The following is a 20,669-nucleotide window of genomic DNA, read 5'->3' on the forward strand; positions in this document are numbered from 1 at the left end:
CGAAAGCGCGAGTACGCCCAGTACGAGCACTTCCACCCGGCACACCGAGAGCACGCACCAGACGCCGCAGGGCCGCCCTTCGGGCAACGAGGGGACTGTGACGACAGGCCCTAGGACCTCGCCCGGCGGGCCAGGCCGAGGGCGTAGTCGGGCCACCAGGTCCCGGCGGCCGGGCCGCCCCGGCACTGGCCGTCCGAGTCGCCGGGGCGCTTGATCCAGAGGTAGGCGTCGACGAGCGGGTCGCCGGTGCGGTCCGTCGGCGGGACGCCGAGGGCCCGGCCGGGCGGATTGCACCAGGCGTCGGCCCGGCCGCCCGGGAGGGGGCCGTCGCCGTTGCGGCTGGTGTCGACCGTGAAGTGGGCGCCGCCGAGCAGCCCCGACAGCGTGGCGCCGAAGTGCCTCACCACGTCGTCGCGCTGGAAGTTGGACACGTTCAGGGAGAAGCCGTCCGCGTGCGCGACGCCCGCCCGGCGCAGCGGCTCGACCAGCTTGCCCGGGTCGTCGATCCACGCCGGGTTGCCGGCGTCCAGGTAGACCCGGGTGCGCGGCTGCCGCTTGAGCCGCGCGACCGCCCCGGCCAGCAGCTCGTAGCGCTCGCCGTGGTACTGCGACGGGGTGCAGCCGTCCACGACGTGCGGCACCGCGTCCGGCTCCAGGACCACGACCGCCGAGGCGTCGCCGATCGCCGTGGCGAACGCGTCGACCCACTCCCGGTACGCCCGGCCGTCGTGCGCGCCGCCCGCCGAGTAGGCCCCGCAGTCGCGGTGCGGGATGTTGTACGCGACGAAGACGGCGGTGCGGTCCGCGGCGGACGCGCCCCGGACCGTGCGGGTGATCTCGGGCACGGGATCGTCGCCGGCGGGCCAGTCCGCGACCGGTCGCTCCGCGATCCGCCTCAGGATCCGGGCGTCCTCGGTCCTGCCCTGCGCCTCGTACTGCCGCACCTGCCGGGCCGCGTCGCTCTCGGGGTCCACCCAGAACGGCGAGCCCGGCGCGGGGGCCTCCCCGCCGCGCGTGGACGGCGGCCCCACGGGCCCCTCCGTCGGCTCGCCCTCGCCGCAGCCGGTCAGGAGCAGCGTGGCGACGAGGACCAGGGCGGCGGCGGTGACGGTGCGGCGGGACATCCGGCCCCCAGGGTCTGGTACAAGACGGTGCGGAACCACGCTTTACGCGACATTCCGGGTCATCGTGGCACGGTGCTCAGTCGGTGCCGGGCTGCGACACCGCGATGCCCAGCGGCGTCCGCTCGTACAGCACCTGGTGGCCGTACCGCCGCGACGCCAGCAGCCCCGCGTCCCGCAGCACCGCCAGATGCGCGGAGACCGTGGAGGGGGCCCGGCCGAGCAGATGGGCGAGCGCCGTGGTCCCCATCGGCTCGGTCAGCGCGCACAGGACGTCCGCCCGGACCGGCCCGAGCAGCCGCCCCAGCGCCTCCGAGGTGCGCCCGGCGGGCTCGGTCCACAGCCCGCCGATCCCGCGCGCCGGATACGCCACCGTCGGCTGCCACGGCGGATCGAAGCCGCTCACCACGTCCGGCCAGGTGAACACCGACGGCAGCAGCACGAGCCCCTGTCCGTCCAGCGGCCGGTCGTGGTCGCCGGAGTACGCCACCCGCAGCGTGGCCGACTCGGCGGCCCAGTCGAAGGACGGGTGCAGCTCGCCCAGCAGCCGTTCGAGCCCGCCCTCGGCCAGCCGCCGCGAGTGGTAGGCCACGTCCGCCTCCAGGAGCGCCCGCAGGCGGGGCCAGTCCGGGGCGATCAGCGCCTCCCAGGCGTCCTCCAGGAGATCGGCGAGCCACCCCACCGCCCCGGCCGGGTCGGCGAGCATCCGCCGTCCCTCCGGCGTCCCGGCCGCCCCCGGCGTCTCGGCCAGCGCCCGCGCGAAGTCGTCCCGCGCGAGCGCCGGATCGGTCTCCCGGACGGCCGCGATCTCCTCCTCGAACGAGGCGACCGCCCTGATCGGCGGCGGATACAGGAAGTCCGGGCTGTGTCCGCGCCGGGGCATGAGCAGCTGGAGCGGCCCGAGGTCGAGCTCCCGCGCGGCTCCCTCGATCCGCCGCAGCCACGGCAGGTGGTACCCCTGCTGCCGCGGCCGGGCCAGCACCCGCACGGCCGAGTGCGTCTCCCACAGCGGCGAGACCGCGAACCGGATCCGCAGGGGATCGGCCTCCCCGAAGCGCAGGTGGTACGGCACGGCCCCTCCCGGACATTCGTCTCAGGCCGAAAGTCTAGGGTCCGGTCCCCGCGCCCGGCACGCTCCGTCCATGCCCACGAACGACACCCGGACGCCGGAGCCGGCGCCCTCGCACGACGACGCCCCCGCGCCGGGCGCCCCGAGCGCGGCCGCCGACGCGGCGGCCGCGGCCCCCACCGCCTCCGCCGACCCGGGCCCGGCCCCCGGCTCCGGCCCCGTCCCGGCCCCCGGCTCCTCCGCCGGACCCGGCTACCGCGCGGTCTTCGCCGTCCGCGAGTTCCGGTTCGTCTTCGTGGCCCATCTGTTCTCGCTGCTCGGCGTCGTCGTCAGCGAGCTGGCGCTGACCGTCCTCGTCTACGACCTGACCCGCTCCCCGCTGCTCTCCTCCCTCACCTTCGCGCTCGGGTTCCTCCCCTACCTCGTCGGCGGCACGCTCCTCGCCGGCCTCACCGACCGGCTGCCGCCCCGGCGGATCCTCGTCGTCTGCGACCTCTTCTGCGCGGCCTGCGTCGCCACGATGACGGTCCCGGCGACCCCCGTCGCCGTCCTGCTCGTCCTGCGCTGCGCGATCGCCGTCGTCTCGCCGGTCTTCAACGGCACCCGGATGGCGACCCTCGCCGACATCCTCGGCGAGGGCGACCTCTTCGTCCTGGGCCGCTCCCTGCTGCGGATCGTCTCGCAGAGCGCCCTGCTGGCCGGCTTCGCCGTCGGCGGCGTGCTGCTCACCGCCGTACCGCCGCGCGGCGCCCTCGCCGTCACCGCCGCCACCTTCCTCGCCTCCGCGCTGCTGCTGCGACTCGGCACCGTCCGCCGCCCGGCGAGGGCGGCCGGCGGGTCCCGGACCGGCCTCGCCGGCACCTGGGAGGTGCTGCGGAACCGGCGGGTGCGCGCCCTGATGCTGCTCTTCTGGGTGCCCCCGCTCTTCGCGGTCGTGCCCGAGGCGCTCGCCGCCCCGTACGCCGACGAGATCGGCGTCTCCACCGCGGCCCTCGGCCTCCTCATGTGCGCGCTGCCCGTCGGCACCATCGCGGGCGAGCTCTTCGCCGGCTCGTTCCTGAGCCCGGCGACCCGCTCCCGGATCGTCCTGCCGCTCGCGGTCGCGGCCGTCGTGCCGTACCTCCTCTACGCCCCCGCGCCCGGCCTCGCGGTCGCCGCCACCGCCCTCTTCCTGGCGGGCGCGACCGGCGCGTACACCCTCGGCCTCGACGCCTGGTTCGTCGCCGCCGTCCCCGAGGAGCAGCGGGGGAGGGCGATGACCCTGATGACCGCGGGCATGATGACCGTCCAGGGGGTCGGCATGGCGGGGGCCGGGGTCGCGGCCGAGTTCGCGGCCGTGCACACCGTCGTCGCGGGGGCCGGGGTCCTCGGCACGCTCTGCGTCGTCGCCGCCGTCGTCGAGCTGCGGGCGACCGAAAGGCGAGACGGGGCTGACCGGCATATGACCAGTCGGTAAGGTCGACGCGTGCCGAAGCCGCTCAGTCTCCCCTTCGACCCCATCGCCCGAGCCGACGAACTCTGGCAGAAGCGCTGGGGCCCGGTCCCCTCGATGGCCGCGATCACCTCGATCATGCGCGCCCACCAGATCCTCCTGGCGGAGGTCGACGCGGTGGTCAAGCCGTACGGGCTGACCTTCGCGCGGTACGAGGCGCTGGTGCTGCTCACCTTCTCGAAGGCCGGCGAGCTGCCGATGTCCAAGATCGGCGAGCGGCTGATGGTCCACCCCACCTCGGTGACGAACACGGTCGACCGCCTCGTGCGGTCGGGCCTCGTCGACAAGCGGCCCAACCCCAACGACGGCCGCGGCACCCTCGCCTCCATCACCGACAAGGGCCGGGAGGTCGTCGAGTCCGCGACCCGCGACCTGATGGACATGGAGTTCGGTCTCGGCGCGTACGACGCGGAGGAGTGCGCCGAGATCTTCGCGATGCTGCGCCCGCTGCGGGTCGCGGCGGACGACTTCGAGGAGAGGTAGCCCCGCGCGAAGATCGCCCGGAACGTGCCGTTACGCTCGACGGCATGAAATCCAGCGTGCTGACCCGCTACCGCGTCATGGCGTACGTGACCGCCGTCATGCTCCTCGTGCTCTGCACGTGCATGGTCTTCAAGTACGGGTTCGACATGGGCGAGGACGTGACCTTCGCGGTCTCCCAGGCCCATGGCGTCCTCTACATCATCTACCTGGTCTTCGCCTTCGACCTGGGCTCCAAGGCCAAGTGGCCGTTCGGGAAGCTGCTGTGGGTACTGGTCTCCGGGACCATTCCCCTCGCCGCCTTCTTCGTCGAGCGCAAGATCGTCCGCGAGACGCTTCCGCTGGTCAGCGGCGTGCGGCCGGAGCCGGTCGAGGTCTGACCCCCACCTCCGCACGCATGTGCGGAGGTTTGCCGTCGACATTTACTAGGACGTCCTAGTAAATTCGAAGCATGGACGCTGACGCCATCGAGGAAGGCCGCCGTCGCTGGCAGGCCCGTTACGACAAGGCCCGCAAGCGGGACGCCGACTTCACCACGCTCTCCGGTGACGCCGTGGAGCCCGTCTACGGGCCCCGCCCCGGCGACACCTACGAGGGGTTCGAGCGCATCGGCTGGCCCGGTGAGTACCCCTTCACCCGGGGACTCCACGCGACCGGCTACCGGGGTCGGACCTGGACCATCCGCCAGTTCGCCGGCTTCGGCAACGCCGAGCAGACCAACGAGCGGTACAAGATGATCCTGGAGGCCGGCGGCGGCGGCCTCTCGGTCGCCTTCGACATGCCCACGCTCATGGGCCGCGACTCCGACGACCCCCGCTCCCTCGGCGAGGTCGGCCACTGCGGTGTCGCCATCGACTCCGCCGCCGACATGGAGGTCCTCTTCAAGGACATCCCGCTGGGCGACGTCACCACCTCGATGACGATCTCGGGCCCCGCCGTGCCCGTCTTCTGCATGTACCTGGTCGCCGCCGAGCGCCAGGGCGTCGACCCGGCCGTGCTCAACGGCACGCTCCAGACGGACATCTTCAAGGAGTACATCGCGCAGAAGGAGTGGCTCTTCGAGCCCGAGCCCCATCTGCGCCTCATCGGCGACCTGATGGAGCACTGCGCGCAGGGCATCCCCGCGTACAAGCCGCTCTCCGTCTCCGGCTACCACATCCGCGAGGCCGGGGCGACGGCCGCGCAGGAGCTCGCGTACACGCTCGCCGACGGCTTCGGCTACGTCGAGCTGGGACTGAGCCGCGGCCTGGACGTGGACGTCTTCGCGCCCGGCCTCTCCTTCTTCTTCGACGCCCACCTCGACTTCTTCGAGGAGATCGCCAAGTTCCGCGCCGCCCGCCGCATCTGGGCCCGCTGGATGAAGGAGGTCTACGGCGCCAAGACCGACAAGGCGCAGTGGCTCCGCTTCCACACCCAGACCGCCGGTGTCTCCCTCACTGCCCAGCAGCCGTACAACAACGTCGTGCGGACCGCGGTCGAGGCCCTCTCCGCCGTCCTCGGCGGCACCAACTCCCTCCACACCAACGCCCTCGACGAGACCCTCGCGCTGCCCAGCGCCCAGGCCGCCGAGATCGCGCTCCGCACCCAGCAGGTGCTGATGGAGGAGACCGGCGTCGCCAACGTGGCCGACCCGCTGGGCGGCTCCTGGTACGTCGAGCAGCTCACCGACCGCATCGAGGCCGACGCCGAGAAGATCTTCGACCAGATCAGGGAGCGCGGCCGCCGCGCCCACCCGGACGGGCAGCACCCGATCGGCCCGATCACCTCCGGCATCCTGCGCGGCATCGAGGACGGCTGGTTCACCGGAGAGATCGCCGAGTCCGCCTTCCAGTACCAGCGGTCCCTGGAGAAGGGCGACAAGCGGGTCGTCGGCGTCAACGTGCACCACGGCTCGGTCACCGGCGACCTGGAGATCCTGCGCGTCAGCCACGAGGTCGAGTGGGAGCAGGTCCGGGTCCTCGGCGAGCGCAAGGAGCGCCGCGACGACGCCAAGGTCCGCGCCTCCCTCGACGCGATGCTGGCGGCGGCCCGGGACGGCTCGAACATGATCGTCCCCATGCTGGAGGCCGTGCGCGCCGAGGCCACCCTCGGCGAGATCTGCAACGTCCTGCGCGACGAGTGGGGCGTCTACACGGAGCCCCCGGGCTTCTAGGTCGTCCGGCGGGGCGCCTTCGACGCGGCAGGGGCGGTACGGGAACTCCCGTACCGCCCCTGCCGCGTGCTCGTCTCAGCCGGCGGCCGCCACCGCGCCCAGGCCGCCCACGAGGAGGGCGGAGAGGCGGGCCACCCACGCCTCGTCGACGGGCTCGGCGCTGACCAGGGCGCGGTGGACGACCGCGCCCGCGATCACGTCGAAGATCAGGTCGTCGGTGGCGTCCGTGGCCACCGGGTCGCGGCCCGCCGGGAGTTCGCCGCGCTGCTGCGCCCGCATGCGGCCGGCCAGGACCAGTCGCTTCTGCCGGTCGACGATCGAGGCGCGGATGCGTTCGCGCAGCGGTTCGTCGCGGGTGGACTCGGCGACCACGGCCATCAGGGCCGTCTTGGTCTCGGGGCGTTCGAGGAGCGCCGCGAACTGGAGGACGACGTGCTCGATGTCGGCCTGGAGGGAACCCAGGTCGGGCAGTTCGAGTTCGTCGAAGAGGACGGCGACGGCGTCCACCACGAGCTCGTTCTTGTTCGCCCAGCGGCGGTACAGGGTCGTCTTCGCTACCCCGGCACGGCCGGCGACGTCACCCATCGTGAGCTTGGACCAGCCCAGCTCGACCAGAGCGGCCCGGGTCGCCTCCAGGATGGCCGTGTCGGCCTCGGGGGAGCGGGGGCGTCCGGTCCGCCTGACGCGGGGGTTGGTGCGGCTACACATGGAAACCGACCATACCCGCCGGTAGGTATCGCGCCAGAGGCGTGCGATGTGAGGCAGTTCACCGTGCGGATCGCGCCCCGGCCCTCCCGCCGTCTCGCCCCGGACAGTTACGCTACGACCTGTAGCGAAAGGCAATGAGCGGCCTGAGCGACAACCACGGCGCCGGGTGGGGACCCGGCGCGACCGAACACGAGGAACCGTGTCGTCCACGCGTCTCGCACACCGGCGGGAGACCTGCGGACGGCACGGTTCAGCCATGGCTTACCGGTTACGCGCGCGGAAGGGGGAGGATGTACTCATGCAGCCCCGAAACATGTCCATGAGCGGCGTCGTCGACCTCGCCGCGGTGAAGGCGGCCGGTGAGGCCAAGGCCAAGGCGGAGCAGGTGCGCGCCGAAGCCGCCCGGCAGGGTGGGTCCGCCGCCGTCTCGCCCTCCGCCCTGGTGATCGACGTCGACGAGGCCGGCTTCGAGCGCGATGTGCTCCAGCGCTCGGCCGAGGTTCCGGTCGTCCTCGACTTCTGGGCCGAGTGGTGCGAGCCGTGCAAGCAGCTCGGCCCCCTCCTGGAGCGGCTCGCCGTCGAGTACGACGGCCGCTTCCTGCTCGCGAAGATCGACGTCGACGCCAACCAGATGCTGATGCAGCAGTTCGGCATCCAGGGAATTCCGGCCGTTTTCGCGGTGGTCGCCGGTCAGGCGCTGCCGCTCTTCCAGGGCGCGGTGCCCGAGGCGCAGATCCGCGAGACCCTCGACCAGCTGATCCAGATCGGCGAGGAGCGCTTCGGCCTCACCGGCATCGTGGTGGACCCGGACGCCGACGACTCGGCCCCCGCCGCGCGCCCGGCCGGCCCGTACGACGCGCTGCTCGAAGCGGCGCTCACCGCGCTCGACGCCGGTGACCTGGCCGGCGCCGTCCAGGCGTACAAGAACGTGCTGGCCGACGACCCGGCGCACCCCGAGGCCAAGCTCGGCCTCGCCCAGGCGGACCTCCTGCAGCGGGTGCAGGACCTCGACCCGGGCGTCGTCCGCAAGAACGCCGCGGACAACCCGGCCGACGTGGCCGCGCAGATCGCCGCCGCCGACCTGGACCTGGTGGGCGGTCACGTGCAGGACGCCTTCGGGCGCCTGGTGGAGACCGTGCGCCGCACGGCCGGTGAGGACCGGGACGCCGCGCGGGTGCGGCTCCTGGAGCTGTTCGAGGTGATCGGCGCCGACGACCCGCGCGTGACGGCGGGCCGCCAGGCCCTCGCCCGCGTGCTGTTCTGAGCCCTTTCCGCACCCCACGCAGGGCGCCGGATCGTCGGACGATTTGGCGACAGAACGACAGACAGCGGCCGCGCTTTACCAAAACTTGGTAATCGCGGCCGCTGTTACTTGTAGTAAATCAAGTCCGTGATTCTGTCCGGATTCATGCGGCGATCTGCCCATATCGGCGGTCACGCGACCGCACCCTGAGTGCTTGTTCGGCCCCACCCCGCCATCGCCCGGTTATCCACCCGTTACTAGCCAGTAACGAACCCCCTTGTGCGGGGGCCCGGAATGGACCACGATCGGCGACGCTCGGTCCGAACCGCACCACCCCGGCAAACCAACCGGGGAAGCGGCGAAGGTCCCCACCGGGCGGACCGGTGCCCCGGCACCGGTCGTGGACAGGGGGGTTCCCGCTCTCACCGAGTGGGGCCTGTCCAATCAGGTCACGCGAAAAGCGTGGCCCATGGTTGTCGCTCGGGGGTGATCGCCGGTGATTCGGACGCGCAACGCGCCGTTTGACGCCTCGGCGCTCTCCTTCCCGAGGACGTAGCTCTTCTCCCATCCCAGGACGGGCCCAGGGCCCTTCCGGAGATGTACGTCCGAGAAGGAGGAATTCTCATGAAGTCCCAGGTTCGTGGCGGGACCAGATGGAAGCGGTTCGCCGTCGTCATGGTCCCGAGTGTGGCCGCGACGGCCGCGATCGGTGTCGGCCTGGCCCAGGGCGCGCTCGCCGCGTCCTTCAGCATCTCCGGCCAGGAATTCAAGGTTAAGGCGAACAGCCTCGTCGGTACGGACTTCGTCCAGTACGGCAGCGTCGACGCCGGCAAGGACCTCGAGGGCAAGGACTTCGCCGCCCCGGTGGCGGTGTCCGGCTTCTCCGAGGCGTGGATCACCAACATGTGCCAGTCGGTCGTCACGCCGAAGATCCCCTTCGTCGGCGACGTGACCCTCCGCCTGGAGGCCGGCACCGAGGCCGCCAAGACCGGCAAGGCCGAGGACAAGGTCTACGCGAAGGGCATCTACCTCGATGTCTCCGAGCTCAAGGCCGACGCCGAGTTCACCAACATCGACATCGGCGTCGCGGCCGGTGCGCTCCCGAAGGCTCCGGGCAAGCCGGGCATCCAGCCCAACACCAAGGCGAACCCGTACGGCTTCGGCCAGCGCGCCGAGCAGGCGACCCTGAACAACGTCGAGCAGAAGGCGTGGGCCACCACGGCCGGCACCTTCAAGCTCCCGGACCTGCACCTCTCCCTGCACCGCGGTACCTCGCAGGAGTGCTACTAGGAAGACCGGTCCCTCCGGACCGATCGGCACTAGGGGGTGGGGCCGCCGCCCGCGGTCCCACCCGCCAGGTTCGACCTCTCCATCTTCTTTCTCAGCAACACCGCTTCCAGGGAGCTGTTCCATGAGCGCCGAGATCCCCGCCTCCCGCGAAGTCCCGCACAAGGACAACCGGTTCAAGGTCTGGCGGCAGACCCGGCCCTTCTGGGCGGGACTGCTCACCATGATCGGCGGCGTACCGATCGCCTACCTCCCGTACGGGGACATGCGGCTCGGCAACGTCACGCTCGCCATGCAGACGACCGCCGGAGCCGGTGCACTGATCATCGGCGTCCTGCTCATCACGCTCGGTCTGACGATGTGGTTCCAGCCCGTCGTCCGGGTGTTCGCGGGCATCGCCTCGATCGTGCTGGCGCTCGTCTCCATCCCGGTGTCGAACTTCGGTGGCCTGGTCATCGGGTTCCTGCTCGCCCTCATCGGAGGCGGCATGTCCGCCGCCTGGGCCCCCGCGCCCCCGGTCGAGGAGACCGACGACGCCGACGCACAGCACGACGGTCACCCCGAGGAATCCCACGAGGCCGGTGCGGAGCCCCTGTCCGAGCACGAGACCGGGACCGAGGCCGTTCCCGCGGCCGGCGTCCCGGAGCAGCGCGGGGCGGAGCACCAGCTGACCGACACGACGATCGACGCCAAGGGCGGGAGGAACAGTGCGGGGTGACGAGAATCAGTCTGCGCTCGCGAAGGAGGGCCCGCGGCACGCGGCCCCGCGCAAGTCGCTGCTGAACAGGATCCAGGGCCCCGCGGGCAAGGCGATGGCGCTGGCCGCCATGCCGACCGCGGTGTTCGTGGGCATGGGCCTCACGCCCAAGCTCGCCCTCGCGGACGAGAAGGACATCCCCTTCGCACCCGGCCCCTGCGTGACGCGCTCCGACGAGCCCACGCCGGAGGCGACGGAGACGGCGAAGCCGAAGCCGACGCAGACCGCGAAGCCGACGGACACCCCCTCGGCCACCGCCACACCGACCGCCACCGCGACGCCGACGCCGACCGCGACGGAGACCGGGCAGGCGACCACGCAGCGGACGCAGGAGCGGGCGAAGACCTCCCCCGCGCCGACCGCGACCCCGACGCCCACGGCGACCCCGACGCCGACGAAGTCCACGAACCCGCTCGACCCGCTGGGTCTCGGCGACGCGCTCAAGGACCTCTTCGACGGCCCGGACAAGCAGCCGACGGCCACGCCCACCACGGCGGCGCCCACCACGGCCGCGCCGCAGCAGACGCAGGCCCCGGCCCAGAAGCCGGCCACCGCCGACGAGCCGACCGCGACCGCCAAGCCCGAGACCGCCGCGGACCCGGCGGCCGAGAAGACGAAGACGGCGATCGAGAAGGCCGCCGAGCAGGCGGGCGCCGAGACCGAGGAGCTCCCCGAGAGCGCCAAGGGCCTCGATGTCACCAAGGACGAGTCCATACCCGACGGCGCCAAGCCGCGGTTCCCCTGCCCCGAGCTCGACGCGCAGGCCCTCGCGGACGCCGACCTGGAGCAGGGCATCGCCCTCCTGCCGGACGAGCCCTGGCGACTGGAGAGCTCGCTGCTCACGCTGAACGGCCTCAAGTACCACGGCATCGTCGAGGTCAAGACCGGCAGCGGCAAGATCAAGAAGGTCCTGAAGTTCACGGCAAGCTCCGTCGACATCAAGGACCTCCACCAGCTCACCGAGCACTCCGAGGGCCGAACCGGTCACGTCCGCTCCGACAAGGGCTCGACGTCGACCATCCGCAACGGCACGGTGACCATGTACACCGAGGAGCTGAAGGGCAACCTCTTCGGCCTCATCCCGATCACCTTCGGCCCCGAGTCCCCGCCCCCGCTCGACGTTCCGTTCGCCTTCTTCACCAACGTCAAGCTGAAGCAGGCGGGCCAGTTCGGCGGCACCCTCAAGGTCCCGGGTCTCCGCAACACCATCGAGCCCAACTGACCCACGCACGACGACGGTGGGCCGCACCCCTCTCCGGGGTGCGGCCCACCGTCGTGTCCGGGTGAGGTCAGGCGGTCTCGGTGCCGCCGAGGTGGTGGACGCGGACCATGTTGGTGGTGCCGGGGACGCCGGGGGGCGAACCGGCGGTGATGATCATGGTGTCGCCGGCGTTGTAGCGCTGGAGCTTGAGGAGCTCGGCGTCGACGAGGTCGACCATCGCGTCGGTGTTGTCCACGAAGGGGACGAGGAAGGACTCGACGCCCCAGCTCAGGGTGAGCTGGTTGCGGGTGCCCTCGTCGGTGGTGAAGGCGAGGATCTGCTGCTGCGTGCGGTAGCGCGAGAGGCGGCGGGCGGTGTCGCCGGACTGGGTGAAGGCGACCAGCGCCTTGCCGTCCAGGAAGTCCGCGATCTCGCAGGCCGCGCGGGCGACGGAGCCGCCCTGGGTGCGCGGCTTCTTGCCCGGGACCAGGGGCTGGAGGCCCTTGGAGAGCAGCTCCTCCTCGGCCGCGGCGACGATCTTCGACATCGTCTTCACGGTCTCGATCGGGTACGCGCCGACCGAGGACTCGGCCGACAGCATGACCGCGTCCGCGCCGTCCAGGATCGCGTTGGCGACGTCGCTCGCCTCGGCGCGGGTCGGACGCGAGTTGGTGATCATCGACTCCATCATCTGGGTCGCGACGATGACCGGCTTGGCGTTGCGGCGGCACATCTCCACCAGGCGCTTCTGCACCATCGGGACCCGCTCCAGGGGGTACTCGACGGCGAGGTCGCCACGGGCCACCATGACCGCGTCGAAGGCCGCGACGACGGCCTCCATGTTCTCGACGGCCTGCGGCTTCTCCACCTTGGCGATGACGGGGACCCGGCGGCCCTCCTCGTCCATCACCTTGTGGACGTCCTTGACGTCGTTCGCGTCGCGGACGAAGGAGAGGGCGACCATGTCGCAGCCCATCCGGAGGGCGAAGCGCAGGTCGTCGACGTCCTTCTCCGACAGCGCGGGCACGTTGACGGCCGCGCCGGGCAGGTTGATGCCCTTGTGGTCGGAGATGACACCACCCTCGACGACGATGGTCTTGACGCGGGGGCCGTCGACCTCGACGACCCGCAGCTCGACGTTGCCGTCGTTGATCAGTACCTGGTCGCCCTTGGAGACGTCGCCCGGGAGGCCCTTGTAGGTGGTGCCGCAGATCGACTTGTCACCGGGGACGTCGTCGGTGGTGATGGTGAACTCGTCACCGCGCACCAGCTCGACCGGTCCCTCGGCGAAGGTCTCGAGGCGGATCTTGGGGCCCTGGAGGTCGGCGAGGACGCCGACGGCGCGCCCGGTGTCCGCGGAGACCTGCCGGACGCGGTCGTACCGCTCCTGGTGCTCTGCCTGGGATCCGTGGCTGAAGTTGAATCGGGCCACGTTCATGCCGGCCTCGATGAGAGCCTTCAGCTGCTCATACGAGTCGACGGCGGGGCCCAGCGTGCAGACGATTTTGGAACGGCGCATGAGGCGGATCCTATCGGTTTGTTTCACTGCGGAATATTCCGGCTGGCGGAAAGTACAAATGGGCGCGGGGCCGCTCAGGCGTTCACTCGTTCGAGCTCCTGGCGCGCTGAACGAGCGCGTGGCTCTGGCGCGCGATCTCCAGCTCCTCGTCCGTCGGCACCACCGCGACGGCCACCCGCGCGTAGTTCGGCGAGATGATCCGCGCCTCGTCCGACCGCACCGCGTTCAGGTCCGAGTCGACCGCGAGCCCGAGCTCCTCCAGACCCGCGATCGCGGCCTCCCGCACCGGCGCCGCGTTCTCGCCGACGCCCGCCGTGAACACCACCGCGTCCACCCGGCCGAGCACCGCGTAGTAGGCGCCGATGTACTTCTTCAGACGGTGGACGTAGATGTCGAAGGCGAGCGCGGCCCGAGCGTCGCCCTCGTCGATCCGGCGGCGGATCTCCCGCATGTCGTTGTCGCCGCAGAGCCCCACCAGGCCCGACTTCTTGTTCAGCAGGACGTCGATCTCGTCCGCCGACATGCCCGCCACCCGCTTCAGGTGGAAGGTGACCGCCGGGTCGATGTCGCCCGAGCGGGTGCCCATGACCAGGCCCTCCAGCGGCGTCAGGCCCATCGAGGTGTCCACGCACCGGCCGCCCGCCACCGCCGAGGCGGAGGCGCCGTTGCCCAGGTGCAGCACGATCACGTTCACCTCCTCCGGCTCCCTGCCGAGCAGCCGCGCCGTCTCCCGCGACACGTACGCGTGCGAGGTGCCGTGGAAGCCGTACCGGCGGATCCGGTGCGCGTCGGCGGTCTCCACGTCGATCGCGTACCGGGCAGCCGCCTCCGGCATCGTCGTGTGGAACGCGGTGTCGAAGACCGCGACCTGCGGAAGGTCGGGCCGGAGCGCCATGGCCGTGCGGATGCCGACGAGGTTCGCCGGGTTGTGCAGCGGCGCCACCGGCACGAGCCGCTCGATCTCCGCGAGCACCTCGTCGTCGATGACCGTCGGCTCGGTGAACCGCAGCCCGCCGTGGACCACGCGGTGGCCGATCGCCGCCAGCTCGGGGGAGTCGAGGCCCAGCCCGTCCGCCGCCAGCTCCTCGGCGACCGCCTTCAGCGCGGCCGCGTGGTCGGTGATCGGACCGGTCGTCTCCCGCCGCTCGCTCCCACCGCCCTGGAGCGGGGTGTGCACGAGCCGGGAGGTCTCCTCGCCGATCCGCTCGACGAGTCCCTGGGCGAGCCGGCTGTCGTCGCGCATGTCGAGGAGCTGGTACTTCAGCGACGAGGAGCCGGAGTTGAGGACCAGGACGCGGGAGGGGGACGCGGGGGAGGCCGGGCGCGGCTCGTCGGACGGGGCGGCGCCGGGAGTCGGGTGGGCGGTCATGCGGGGAGCTCCTGACCCTGGGAGGGGACCTGGGACTGGATCGCCGTGATGGCGACCGTGTTGACGATGTCGCTGACGAGCGCGCCCCGCGAGAGGTCGTTCACGGGCTTGCGCAGACCCTGGAGCACCGGGCCGACGGCCACGGCGCCGGCCGAGCGCTGCACGGCCTTGTAGGTGTTGTTGCCGGTGTTGAGGTCCGGGAAGATCAGGACCGTCGCCTGCCCCGCCACCTCCGAGTCCGGCAGCTTCGTCGCCGCCACGGACGGCTCGACGGCGGCGTCGTACTGGATCGGGCCCTCGATCCGCAGCTCCGGGCGGGCCTGGCGGACCAGCTTCGTCGCCTCCCGCACCTTGTCGACGTCGGCGCCCGAGCCCGAGGTGCCGGTGGAGTACGAGAGCATCGCGATCCGCGGGTCCACGCCGAAGCGGGCCGCGGTGGCCGCGGACTGGGCCGCGATGTCCGCGAGCTGCTCGGCGTTCGGGTCGGGGTTGACCGCGCAGTCGCCGTACACGAGCACCTTGTCGGCGAGGCACATGAAGAACACCGACGAGACGATCGACGCGTCCGGCTTCGTCTTGATGATCTCGAAGGCCGGGCGGATCGTCGCGGCCGTCGAGTGCACCGAACCGGAGACCATGCCGTCGGCCAGGCCCTCCTGGACCATCAGGGTGCCGAAGTAGTTCACGTCCGAGACCACGTCGTACGCGAGCTCGACGGTGACGCCCTTGTGGGCCCGCAGCGCCGCGTACTTCTCGGCGAAGGAGTCCCGCAGCTCCGAGGTCTGCGGGTCGATCAGCTGGGTCGCGCGCAGGTCCACGCTGAGGTCCGCGGCCTTCTTGCGGATGGTCTCCACGTCGCCGAGCAGGGTCAGGTCGCACACGTCCCGGCGGATGAGGACGTCCGCGGCGCGCAGCACCCGCTCCTCGGTGCCCTCGGGGAGGACCACCCGGCGGCGGTCGGCCCGCGCCTGCTCCAGCAGCTCGTGCTCGAACATCATCGGGGTCACCCGGCCGCTGCGGGCCACGGAGACCCGGCTCAGGAGGTCGGCGGTGTCCACGTGCCGCTCGAAGAGGCCGAGGGCGGTCTCCGCCTTGCGGGGGGTCGCCGCGTTCAGCTTGCCTTCGAGGGAGAAGAGTTCGGTGGCGGTCGGGAAGCTGTTGCCGGGCACGGAGAGGACCGGGGTGCCGGGCGCCAGGCGGGCCGCGAGGGTCAGGATCTCCGCGCTGGGCCGCTCGTCGAGGGTGAGCAGCACCCCGGCGATCGGCGGGGTGCCGGCCGAGTGCGCGGCCAGCGCGCCGACGACCAGGTCGGCCCGGTCGCCGGGGGTGACGACGAGACAGCCCGGCGTCAGCGCGTTGAGGAAGTTCGGCAGCATGGCGCCGCCGAAGACGAAGTCCAGGGCGTCGCGTGCCAGGCCCGCGTCGTCGCCCAGGACGACGGAGGCGCCGAGCGCGTGGGCGATCTGGGCGACCGTGGGCGCGGCGAGCGCCGGCTCGTCCGGCAGGACGTAGCAGGGCACGGGGAGCCGGGCGGCGAGCCGCTCGGCGATGACCTCGCGGTCCTCGCCGGACACCCGGTTGACGACCATCGCGAGCACGTCGCAGCCGAGGACCTCGTACGCCCGGTAGGCGTTGCGCGCCTCGGCCCGGACGGACTCCGCGGGCTGGCCCTTGCCGCCGACCACGGGGATGACGGAGGCACCGAACTCGTTGGCCAGGCGGGCGTTGAGCGCGAGCTCGTCGGGGAGCTGGGTGGCGGCGAAGTCGGTGCCGAGGACCAGGACGACCTCGTACTCGCGGGCCACCGCGTGGAAGCGGTCGACCAGCTGGGACACCAGCTCGTCGGTGCCCCGCTCGGCCTGGAGCGCCGACGCCTCGTGGTAGTCCATGCCGTAGACCGTCGAGGGGTCCTGCGTCAGCCGGTAGCGGGCGCGCAGCAGGTCGAAGAGCCGGTCCGGTCCGTCGTGCACCAGCGGCCGGAACACCCCCACCCGGTCCACCTGGCGGGTGAGGAGCTCCATGACTCCCAGCTCGACGACCTGGCGGCCGTCACCGCGGTCGATCCCGGTCACGTACACGCTGCGCGTCACGCCGTGGTCTCCTGTCCAGTCCTGCGGAAGGGGCCGAGCGGTACCCTCGCGGCACCTTCACGGCCCGTGCGTCAATCGACAGTGCTCAGAAAGCCCCGATAGGGCGGCATTACCCCCTTGACAATACCTCCGTGGCTGGTTAGGTCGCCCGCCGGGCGAAGGGCCCTGACCATGGGACGAAGGGCCTCCGCGGGGTCGCCCCGGGGAACGCGCGGAGCGGCGACGAGCGCGGCCCGCAGGCCCGTCGTGTGAGAATTGCGCTGCTCCCCACCGACCGCGACCGAGCAGGAGACACAGCACGATGCGCATCGGAGTTCTCACCGCAGGCGGCGACTGTCCCGGCCTGAACGCAGTGATCCGGTCGGTCGTGCACCGGGCGCTGACCGGCCACGACGACGAGGTCATCGGCTTCGAGGACGGCTTCAAGGGCCTCCTCGACGGCCACTTCAGGCCCCTCGACCTCAACGCCGTGAGCGGCATCCTGGCCCGCGGCGGCACCATCCTCGGCTCGGCCCGGCTGGAGCGGAACCGGCTCCGCGAGGCCGCCGAGTCCGCCCCCGACCTGGCCCGGCAGTACGGCATCGACGTCCTCATCCCGATCGGCGGCGAGGGCACCCTGACCGCCGCCCGGATGCTCTCCGACGCCGGCATGCCGGTCGTCGGCGTCCCCAAGACGATCGACAACGACATCTCGTCCACGGACCGCACCTTCGGCTTCGACACCGCCGTCGGCGTCGCCACCGAGGCGATGGACCGCCTCAAGACCACCGCCGAGTCCCACCAGCGCGTGATGGTCGTCGAGGTGATGGGCCGCCACGCCGGCTGGATCGCGCTGGAGTCCGGCATGGCCGGCGGCGCCCACGGCATCTGCCTGCCCGAGCGCCCCTTCCAGGTCGACGACCTGGTGAAGATGGTCGAGGAGCGCTTCGCCCGCGGCAAGAAGTTCGCCGTCATCTGCGTCGCCGAGGGCGCGCACCCGGCCGAGGGCTCGATGGACTACGCGAAGGGCGAGATCGACCAGTTCGGTCACGAACGCTTCCAGGGCATCGGCAACCAGCTCGCCGTCGAGCTGGAGCGCCGCCTCGGCAAGGAGGCCCGCCCCGTCATCCTCGGCCACGTCCAGCGCGGCGGCACGCCGACCGCGTACGACCGGGTGCTCGCCACCCGCTTCGGCTGGCACGCGGTCGAGGCCGCGCACCGCGGCGACTTCGGCCGCATGACGGCGCTGCGCGGCACGAACGTCGAGATGGTGCCGCTCGCCGAGGCCGTGACCCGGCTCAAGACCGTCCCCGAGGACCGCATGCGCGAGGCCGAGTCGGTCTTCTAGACCGCCCCCACCCCACCGCCCGCGGGACCTCCGTCCCGCCGGCCGGGACCTCCGTCCCGACCTGTCCCGTCCCGGCGCCGGGACCCCCGGCAGCGGCGAGTGGCCCCGACCGTCCCCCCGTGGGCGGTCGGGGCCACTCGTGCGTGCGGGCCGTCGTCCGGCCCGCGGAATTGCCGGGATCCACTCTTGAGTCCGGACCGGCGATCAACAAGGCTTGGGGCCTGTCCCGGACATGTCCCAAGCCTGTCCGGTGGAGGGGGGAGTGGCGGATGACGCCGGGGGAACGGGCCCCTGACCCGCGCACGGCACGGAGCACCGCCGAGTTCCTCGCGCTGCTGCAGGACCTCAAGGACCGGTCCGGCCTGACCTATCGCGAACTCGCGGCCCGCGCGGAGGCGAGCGGCGACGTCCTGCCTCGCTCCACCGTGGCCAACATGCTCACCCGCCCCACCCTGCCGCGCGACGAACTCCTCGCCGCCTTCGCCCGCGCCTGCGGCCTTCCGCCGGGGGAGCTGGAGACCTGGCGCACGGTCAGGGACGAGCTGGCACGCCGCCGCCCGCCCCCGACCGGCGAGCCGGAGCCGCCGCCCGAGGACGTGCCCGCGGTCAGGGACGAGCACGAGTACGGGCACGAGCACGAGCACGAGACGGACCCGGGGGACGGGACCGAGGCCGTGGAGGGGCCGGTCGTGCCCGCCTGGCCCGGCGAGGCGGCGGGGACGGCGGAGGCCGCACCCGGCCGCCCCGCGCCGCGCGGCCGGATACGGAGGGCGCTCGTCGCGGTGGTCGCGTCGGCCGGGCTCGTGCTGGCCGGGGTCAGCGTCGTCGCGGTGCTCCGGGACGGGCACGGAGGGCACCCGCCGCGCACGGTCACCGCGCCGGCGGCCGGGGACGTACGCGTCCGGGTGGCCGGCACGGACTACTGCCTGGGCGAGCGGCGCGGGGCGCGGAGCGGGCAGGTCCACCAGGTGCCGTGCGCCGGGGCGGGGGTGCCGCTGTACTCGCTGGAGGAGCGGGGCGGAGGCCGGTGGAGGATCGTTTCGGACCATCCCGACTACGGGCCCGGCTGCTCCGGGATACCCTCCGGCGGCCGCGTTCCGGGCGCCGCGTTCGAGGACTCGGAGTGCGCCGACCCGAGCCGGGTGGAGGACTTCGCCCTGGAGCCGTACGGCTCGCCCGTCGAGGGGTACCGGATCGTGCCGGTCGGCTCCGCCACGCCCGGCAGCTGCGTCACGGTCGTCGGCGACCGCTCGGCCGCCTGGGCGAGACTCGCCCAGGCGCCGTGCGCACCGGACGCGGCGGGCCAGCTCTTCGACTTCGACCGAAGGGGGTGAGGGCCGGCCCCGTCGCGGTGCGGTCCCGCGGCGACCTCGTCAGGGAGCCTGCACCAGGCGGGACCTGAGCCGGGCGATCACCGCCGGGTCGAGGCCGACGTGGCCGGTGACGTAGCCGTGGACGGAGCCGTGCCGGTCGCGCAGGTCCGCGAGGAAGAGGCGGAGGACGTCGGCGGGGGCGCGGCCGTATCCGGGCCAGCGGAGTTCGCGGCCCGGGTGGGTCGCGCGCCAGTCGGCGACCAGCCGCTCGGTGGCCAGCTCGGTGAGGGCGAAGTCGGCGAGGATCTCCTCGTCCGGGACGTCCAGGAGGCCGAGGACGAGGGCCGCGAGCAGGCCCGTACGGTCCTTGCCCGAGGCGCAGTGGAAGACGAGCGGCCCGTCGGCGGCGGCGATCACCTCCAGGGCGGTGCGCAGTTCCTCCGCGCCGTCCTCGGCGACCTCGGCGAACCGGTCGGCGAGGTAGCGCCACGGGTCGACGTCGGGGTCGATCTCCGCCTGGTCGTAAGGGCGGTGCTCGATGGAGAGGTTGTGCCACGAGACGTCCTCGGTCTCCGGCAGGCGGCCCTTGGCGGCGATCTCCCACGGGTAGCGCAGGTCGATCACGGTGGTCACGGCCAGCGCCCGGAAGCGCTGGAGATCGGAGGGTTCCGCGTCCGTCAGCTTGGCGAGGGAGTCGGAGCGGTAGAGGGTCTCCCACCGCACGGTCCCGCCGTCGGCGGTCCGATAGCCGCCCAGGTCACGGAAGTTGTGGAGTCGTTCGAACGGTATGTGTCGTCTCACGGGGCCAATCTACGGTCCGGGTACACGACGATCTAGGAACCCACGGCCGTCCAGAAGTGGCCGCTGATCCCGTCCAGGTAGGCCCGGCCCTCGTCGCCGGTCCCGCCGGAGGCGCCCCAGCTGCCGGTGGCCGCCATCCGGGCGTGGTAGTCGGTGTGGAGCCGCTGGAGCGCGGCCTCCAGGGTGCGCCGGGGCAGCGGCAGGATCTTCACGGCCGGTTTCACGTAAGCCTGCCAGCGGGTGGTGGCGGCGTCGCGCAGCAGCTCGGCGAGGCGCTCGTCGCCGCCGGTCGCGGTGACCAGGGCCCGGGGGCTCAGACCGAGGGCCTCGGCGAGCGCGGCGGTCTGGCGCTCGGTGCCGCGCCACTGCCCCTCGTCCTCCATCCGCTGGTACGCGCCGGCCGCCACGCCCACCCGGCGGGCGAGGTCCTCGGCGGTGAGCCCGCGGGCCATCCGGTGTTCGCGGAGGGTGGTGGCGACGGCGATGAGTTCGGCGGGGGAGCACCACAGGACGCCGGCGAGCGCGGTCAGCTCCTGTTCGGTGGGGACGGCCCGGCCGCGCTCCCAGGAGGCGACGGTCTCGGGGGTGACGAGGAGGCCGTACTGCGCGCGCAGGCCGTAGGCGACGTGTCCGTGGGCCATGCCGAGGCCCTCGCGCAGCCGGCGCGCGGCCGGGGCGTCGAAGGGAGGGGAGGGTTGGTGCACCCGGTCAACGTAGGTGCGGACGGTGACGGGTGGCTA

At 72.5% G+C, this 20,669-nt stretch carries 18 protein-coding genes; 10 read left to right on the top strand and 8 right to left on the bottom strand.

The window, feature by feature from the left end; translation table 11 throughout:
- Positions 1 to 110 precede the first annotated feature (110 nt).
- Positions 111 to 1,124 carry a glycoside hydrolase family 6 protein gene (locus AB0424_RS27150; RefSeq protein ID WP_366309178.1) on the bottom strand — a complete coding sequence of 338 codons (1,014 nt, stop codon included), beginning with the start codon at positions 1,122 to 1,124 and terminating at the stop codon, positions 111 to 113.
- Between the two features lie 76 nt (positions 1,125 to 1,200).
- Positions 1,201 to 2,193: a DUF5937 family protein gene (locus AB0424_RS27155; RefSeq protein ID WP_366309179.1), complete on the bottom strand. Its 993-nt coding sequence runs from the start codon at positions 2,191 to 2,193 to the stop codon at positions 1,201 to 1,203.
- Between the two features lie 70 nt (positions 2,194 to 2,263).
- Between AB0424_RS27155 and AB0424_RS27160 the strand changes: the two genes are divergently transcribed.
- The 4 genes from AB0424_RS27160 (at position 2,264) to AB0424_RS27175 (ending at position 6,314) form a co-directional block, all read left to right on the top strand.
- On the top strand, positions 2,264 to 3,646 hold the full coding sequence (locus AB0424_RS27160; RefSeq protein WP_366309180.1) for an MFS transporter: 1,383 nt from the start codon (positions 2,264 to 2,266) through the stop codon (positions 3,644 to 3,646).
- A gap of 9 nt (positions 3,647 to 3,655) precedes the next feature.
- Positions 3,656 to 4,165 (top strand): MarR family transcriptional regulator, encoded by a 510-nt coding sequence (locus tag AB0424_RS27165; protein ID WP_366309181.1) that lies wholly within the window; start codon positions 3,656 to 3,658, stop codon positions 4,163 to 4,165.
- Between the two features lie 44 nt (positions 4,166 to 4,209).
- On the top strand, positions 4,210 to 4,542 hold the full coding sequence (locus tag AB0424_RS27170; RefSeq protein WP_366309182.1) for a DUF3817 domain-containing protein: 333 nt from the start codon (positions 4,210 to 4,212) through the stop codon (positions 4,540 to 4,542).
- A gap of 71 nt (positions 4,543 to 4,613) precedes the next feature.
- Positions 4,614 to 6,314, top strand: a complete 1,701-nt coding sequence (locus AB0424_RS27175) for a methylmalonyl-CoA mutase family protein (protein ID WP_366309183.1) — start codon at positions 4,614 to 4,616, stop codon at positions 6,312 to 6,314.
- A gap of 75 nt (positions 6,315 to 6,389) precedes the next feature.
- On the opposite strand, the gene AB0424_RS27180 is transcribed toward AB0424_RS27175, so the two are convergent.
- Positions 6,390 to 7,022, bottom strand: coding sequence for a TetR/AcrR family transcriptional regulator (locus tag AB0424_RS27180; protein ID WP_366309184.1), 633 nt, complete (start codon positions 7,020 to 7,022; stop codon positions 6,390 to 6,392).
- Between the two features lie 298 nt (positions 7,023 to 7,320).
- Between AB0424_RS27180 and AB0424_RS27185 the strand changes: the two genes are divergently transcribed.
- The 4 genes from AB0424_RS27185 (at position 7,321) to AB0424_RS27200 (ending at position 11,531) form a co-directional block, all read left to right on the top strand.
- On the top strand, positions 7,321 to 8,286 hold the full coding sequence (locus AB0424_RS27185; RefSeq protein WP_366309185.1) for a tetratricopeptide repeat protein: 966 nt from the start codon (positions 7,321 to 7,323) through the stop codon (positions 8,284 to 8,286).
- A 603-nt stretch (positions 8,287 to 8,889) separates the two neighbouring features.
- Positions 8,890 to 9,555, top strand: coding sequence for a DUF6230 family protein (locus AB0424_RS27190; protein WP_366309186.1), 666 nt, complete (start codon positions 8,890 to 8,892; stop codon positions 9,553 to 9,555).
- 121 nt (positions 9,556 to 9,676) lie between these two features.
- Entirely contained in the window at positions 9,677 to 10,270 is a 594-nt protein-coding gene (locus tag AB0424_RS27195; protein WP_366309187.1) for a DUF6114 domain-containing protein, read from the top strand.
- The gene (locus AB0424_RS27200) at positions 10,260 to 11,531 is read left to right on the top strand and encodes a hypothetical protein (protein WP_366309188.1); all 1,272 of its coding nucleotides are present in this window, start codon (positions 10,260 to 10,262) and stop codon (positions 11,529 to 11,531) included. The genes AB0424_RS27195 and AB0424_RS27200 overlap by 11 nt, the downstream gene beginning before the upstream one ends.
- Before the next feature lie 67 nt (positions 11,532 to 11,598).
- Here the strand turns inward: AB0424_RS27200 and pyk are convergent, their stop codons facing one another.
- From pyk to pta, 3 genes are all read right to left on the bottom strand, one after another.
- Positions 11,599 to 13,029 carry a pyruvate kinase gene (pyk, locus tag AB0424_RS27205; protein WP_366309189.1) on the bottom strand — a complete coding sequence of 477 codons (1,431 nt, stop codon included), beginning with the start codon at positions 13,027 to 13,029 and terminating at the stop codon, positions 11,599 to 11,601.
- A gap of 82 nt (positions 13,030 to 13,111) precedes the next feature.
- Positions 13,112 to 14,398 (bottom strand): acetate kinase, encoded by a 1,287-nt coding sequence (locus tag AB0424_RS27210; RefSeq protein WP_366309190.1) that lies wholly within the window; start codon positions 14,396 to 14,398, stop codon positions 13,112 to 13,114.
- A complete protein-coding gene (pta, locus tag AB0424_RS27215; RefSeq protein ID WP_366309191.1) occupies positions 14,395 to 16,488 on the bottom strand; it encodes a phosphate acetyltransferase in 2,094 nt (697 codons plus the stop codon). The genes AB0424_RS27210 and pta overlap by 4 nt, the downstream gene beginning before the upstream one ends.
- Positions 16,489 to 16,789: 301 nt before the next feature.
- Between pta and AB0424_RS27220 the strand changes: the two genes are divergently transcribed.
- Both AB0424_RS27220 and AB0424_RS27225 read left to right on the top strand, forming a co-directional pair.
- Positions 16,790 to 17,815, top strand: coding sequence for an ATP-dependent 6-phosphofructokinase (locus AB0424_RS27220; RefSeq protein ID WP_366309192.1), 1,026 nt, complete (start codon positions 16,790 to 16,792; stop codon positions 17,813 to 17,815).
- A gap of 269 nt (positions 17,816 to 18,084) precedes the next feature.
- On the top strand, positions 18,085 to 19,149 hold the full coding sequence (locus tag AB0424_RS27225; RefSeq protein ID WP_366309193.1) for a helix-turn-helix transcriptional regulator: 1,065 nt from the start codon (positions 18,085 to 18,087) through the stop codon (positions 19,147 to 19,149).
- Between the two features lie 39 nt (positions 19,150 to 19,188).
- Here the strand turns inward: AB0424_RS27225 and AB0424_RS27230 are convergent, their stop codons facing one another.
- Together AB0424_RS27230 and AB0424_RS27235 are read right to left on the bottom strand one after the other, a co-directional pair.
- Complete coding sequence (locus AB0424_RS27230; RefSeq protein ID WP_366309194.1) at positions 19,189 to 19,929, bottom strand: tyrosine-protein phosphatase; 741 nt, start codon at positions 19,927 to 19,929, stop codon at positions 19,189 to 19,191.
- Between the two features lie 32 nt (positions 19,930 to 19,961).
- Positions 19,962 to 20,570 carry a helix-turn-helix transcriptional regulator gene (locus tag AB0424_RS27235; RefSeq protein WP_366309263.1) on the bottom strand — a complete coding sequence of 203 codons (609 nt, stop codon included), beginning with the start codon at positions 20,568 to 20,570 and terminating at the stop codon, positions 19,962 to 19,964.
- Positions 20,571 to 20,669: the final 99 nt, after the last annotated feature.

Source organism: Streptomyces sp. NPDC051180, from assembly GCF_040689545.1.
GTDB lineage: Bacteria > Actinomycetota > Actinomycetes > Streptomycetales > Streptomycetaceae > Streptomyces.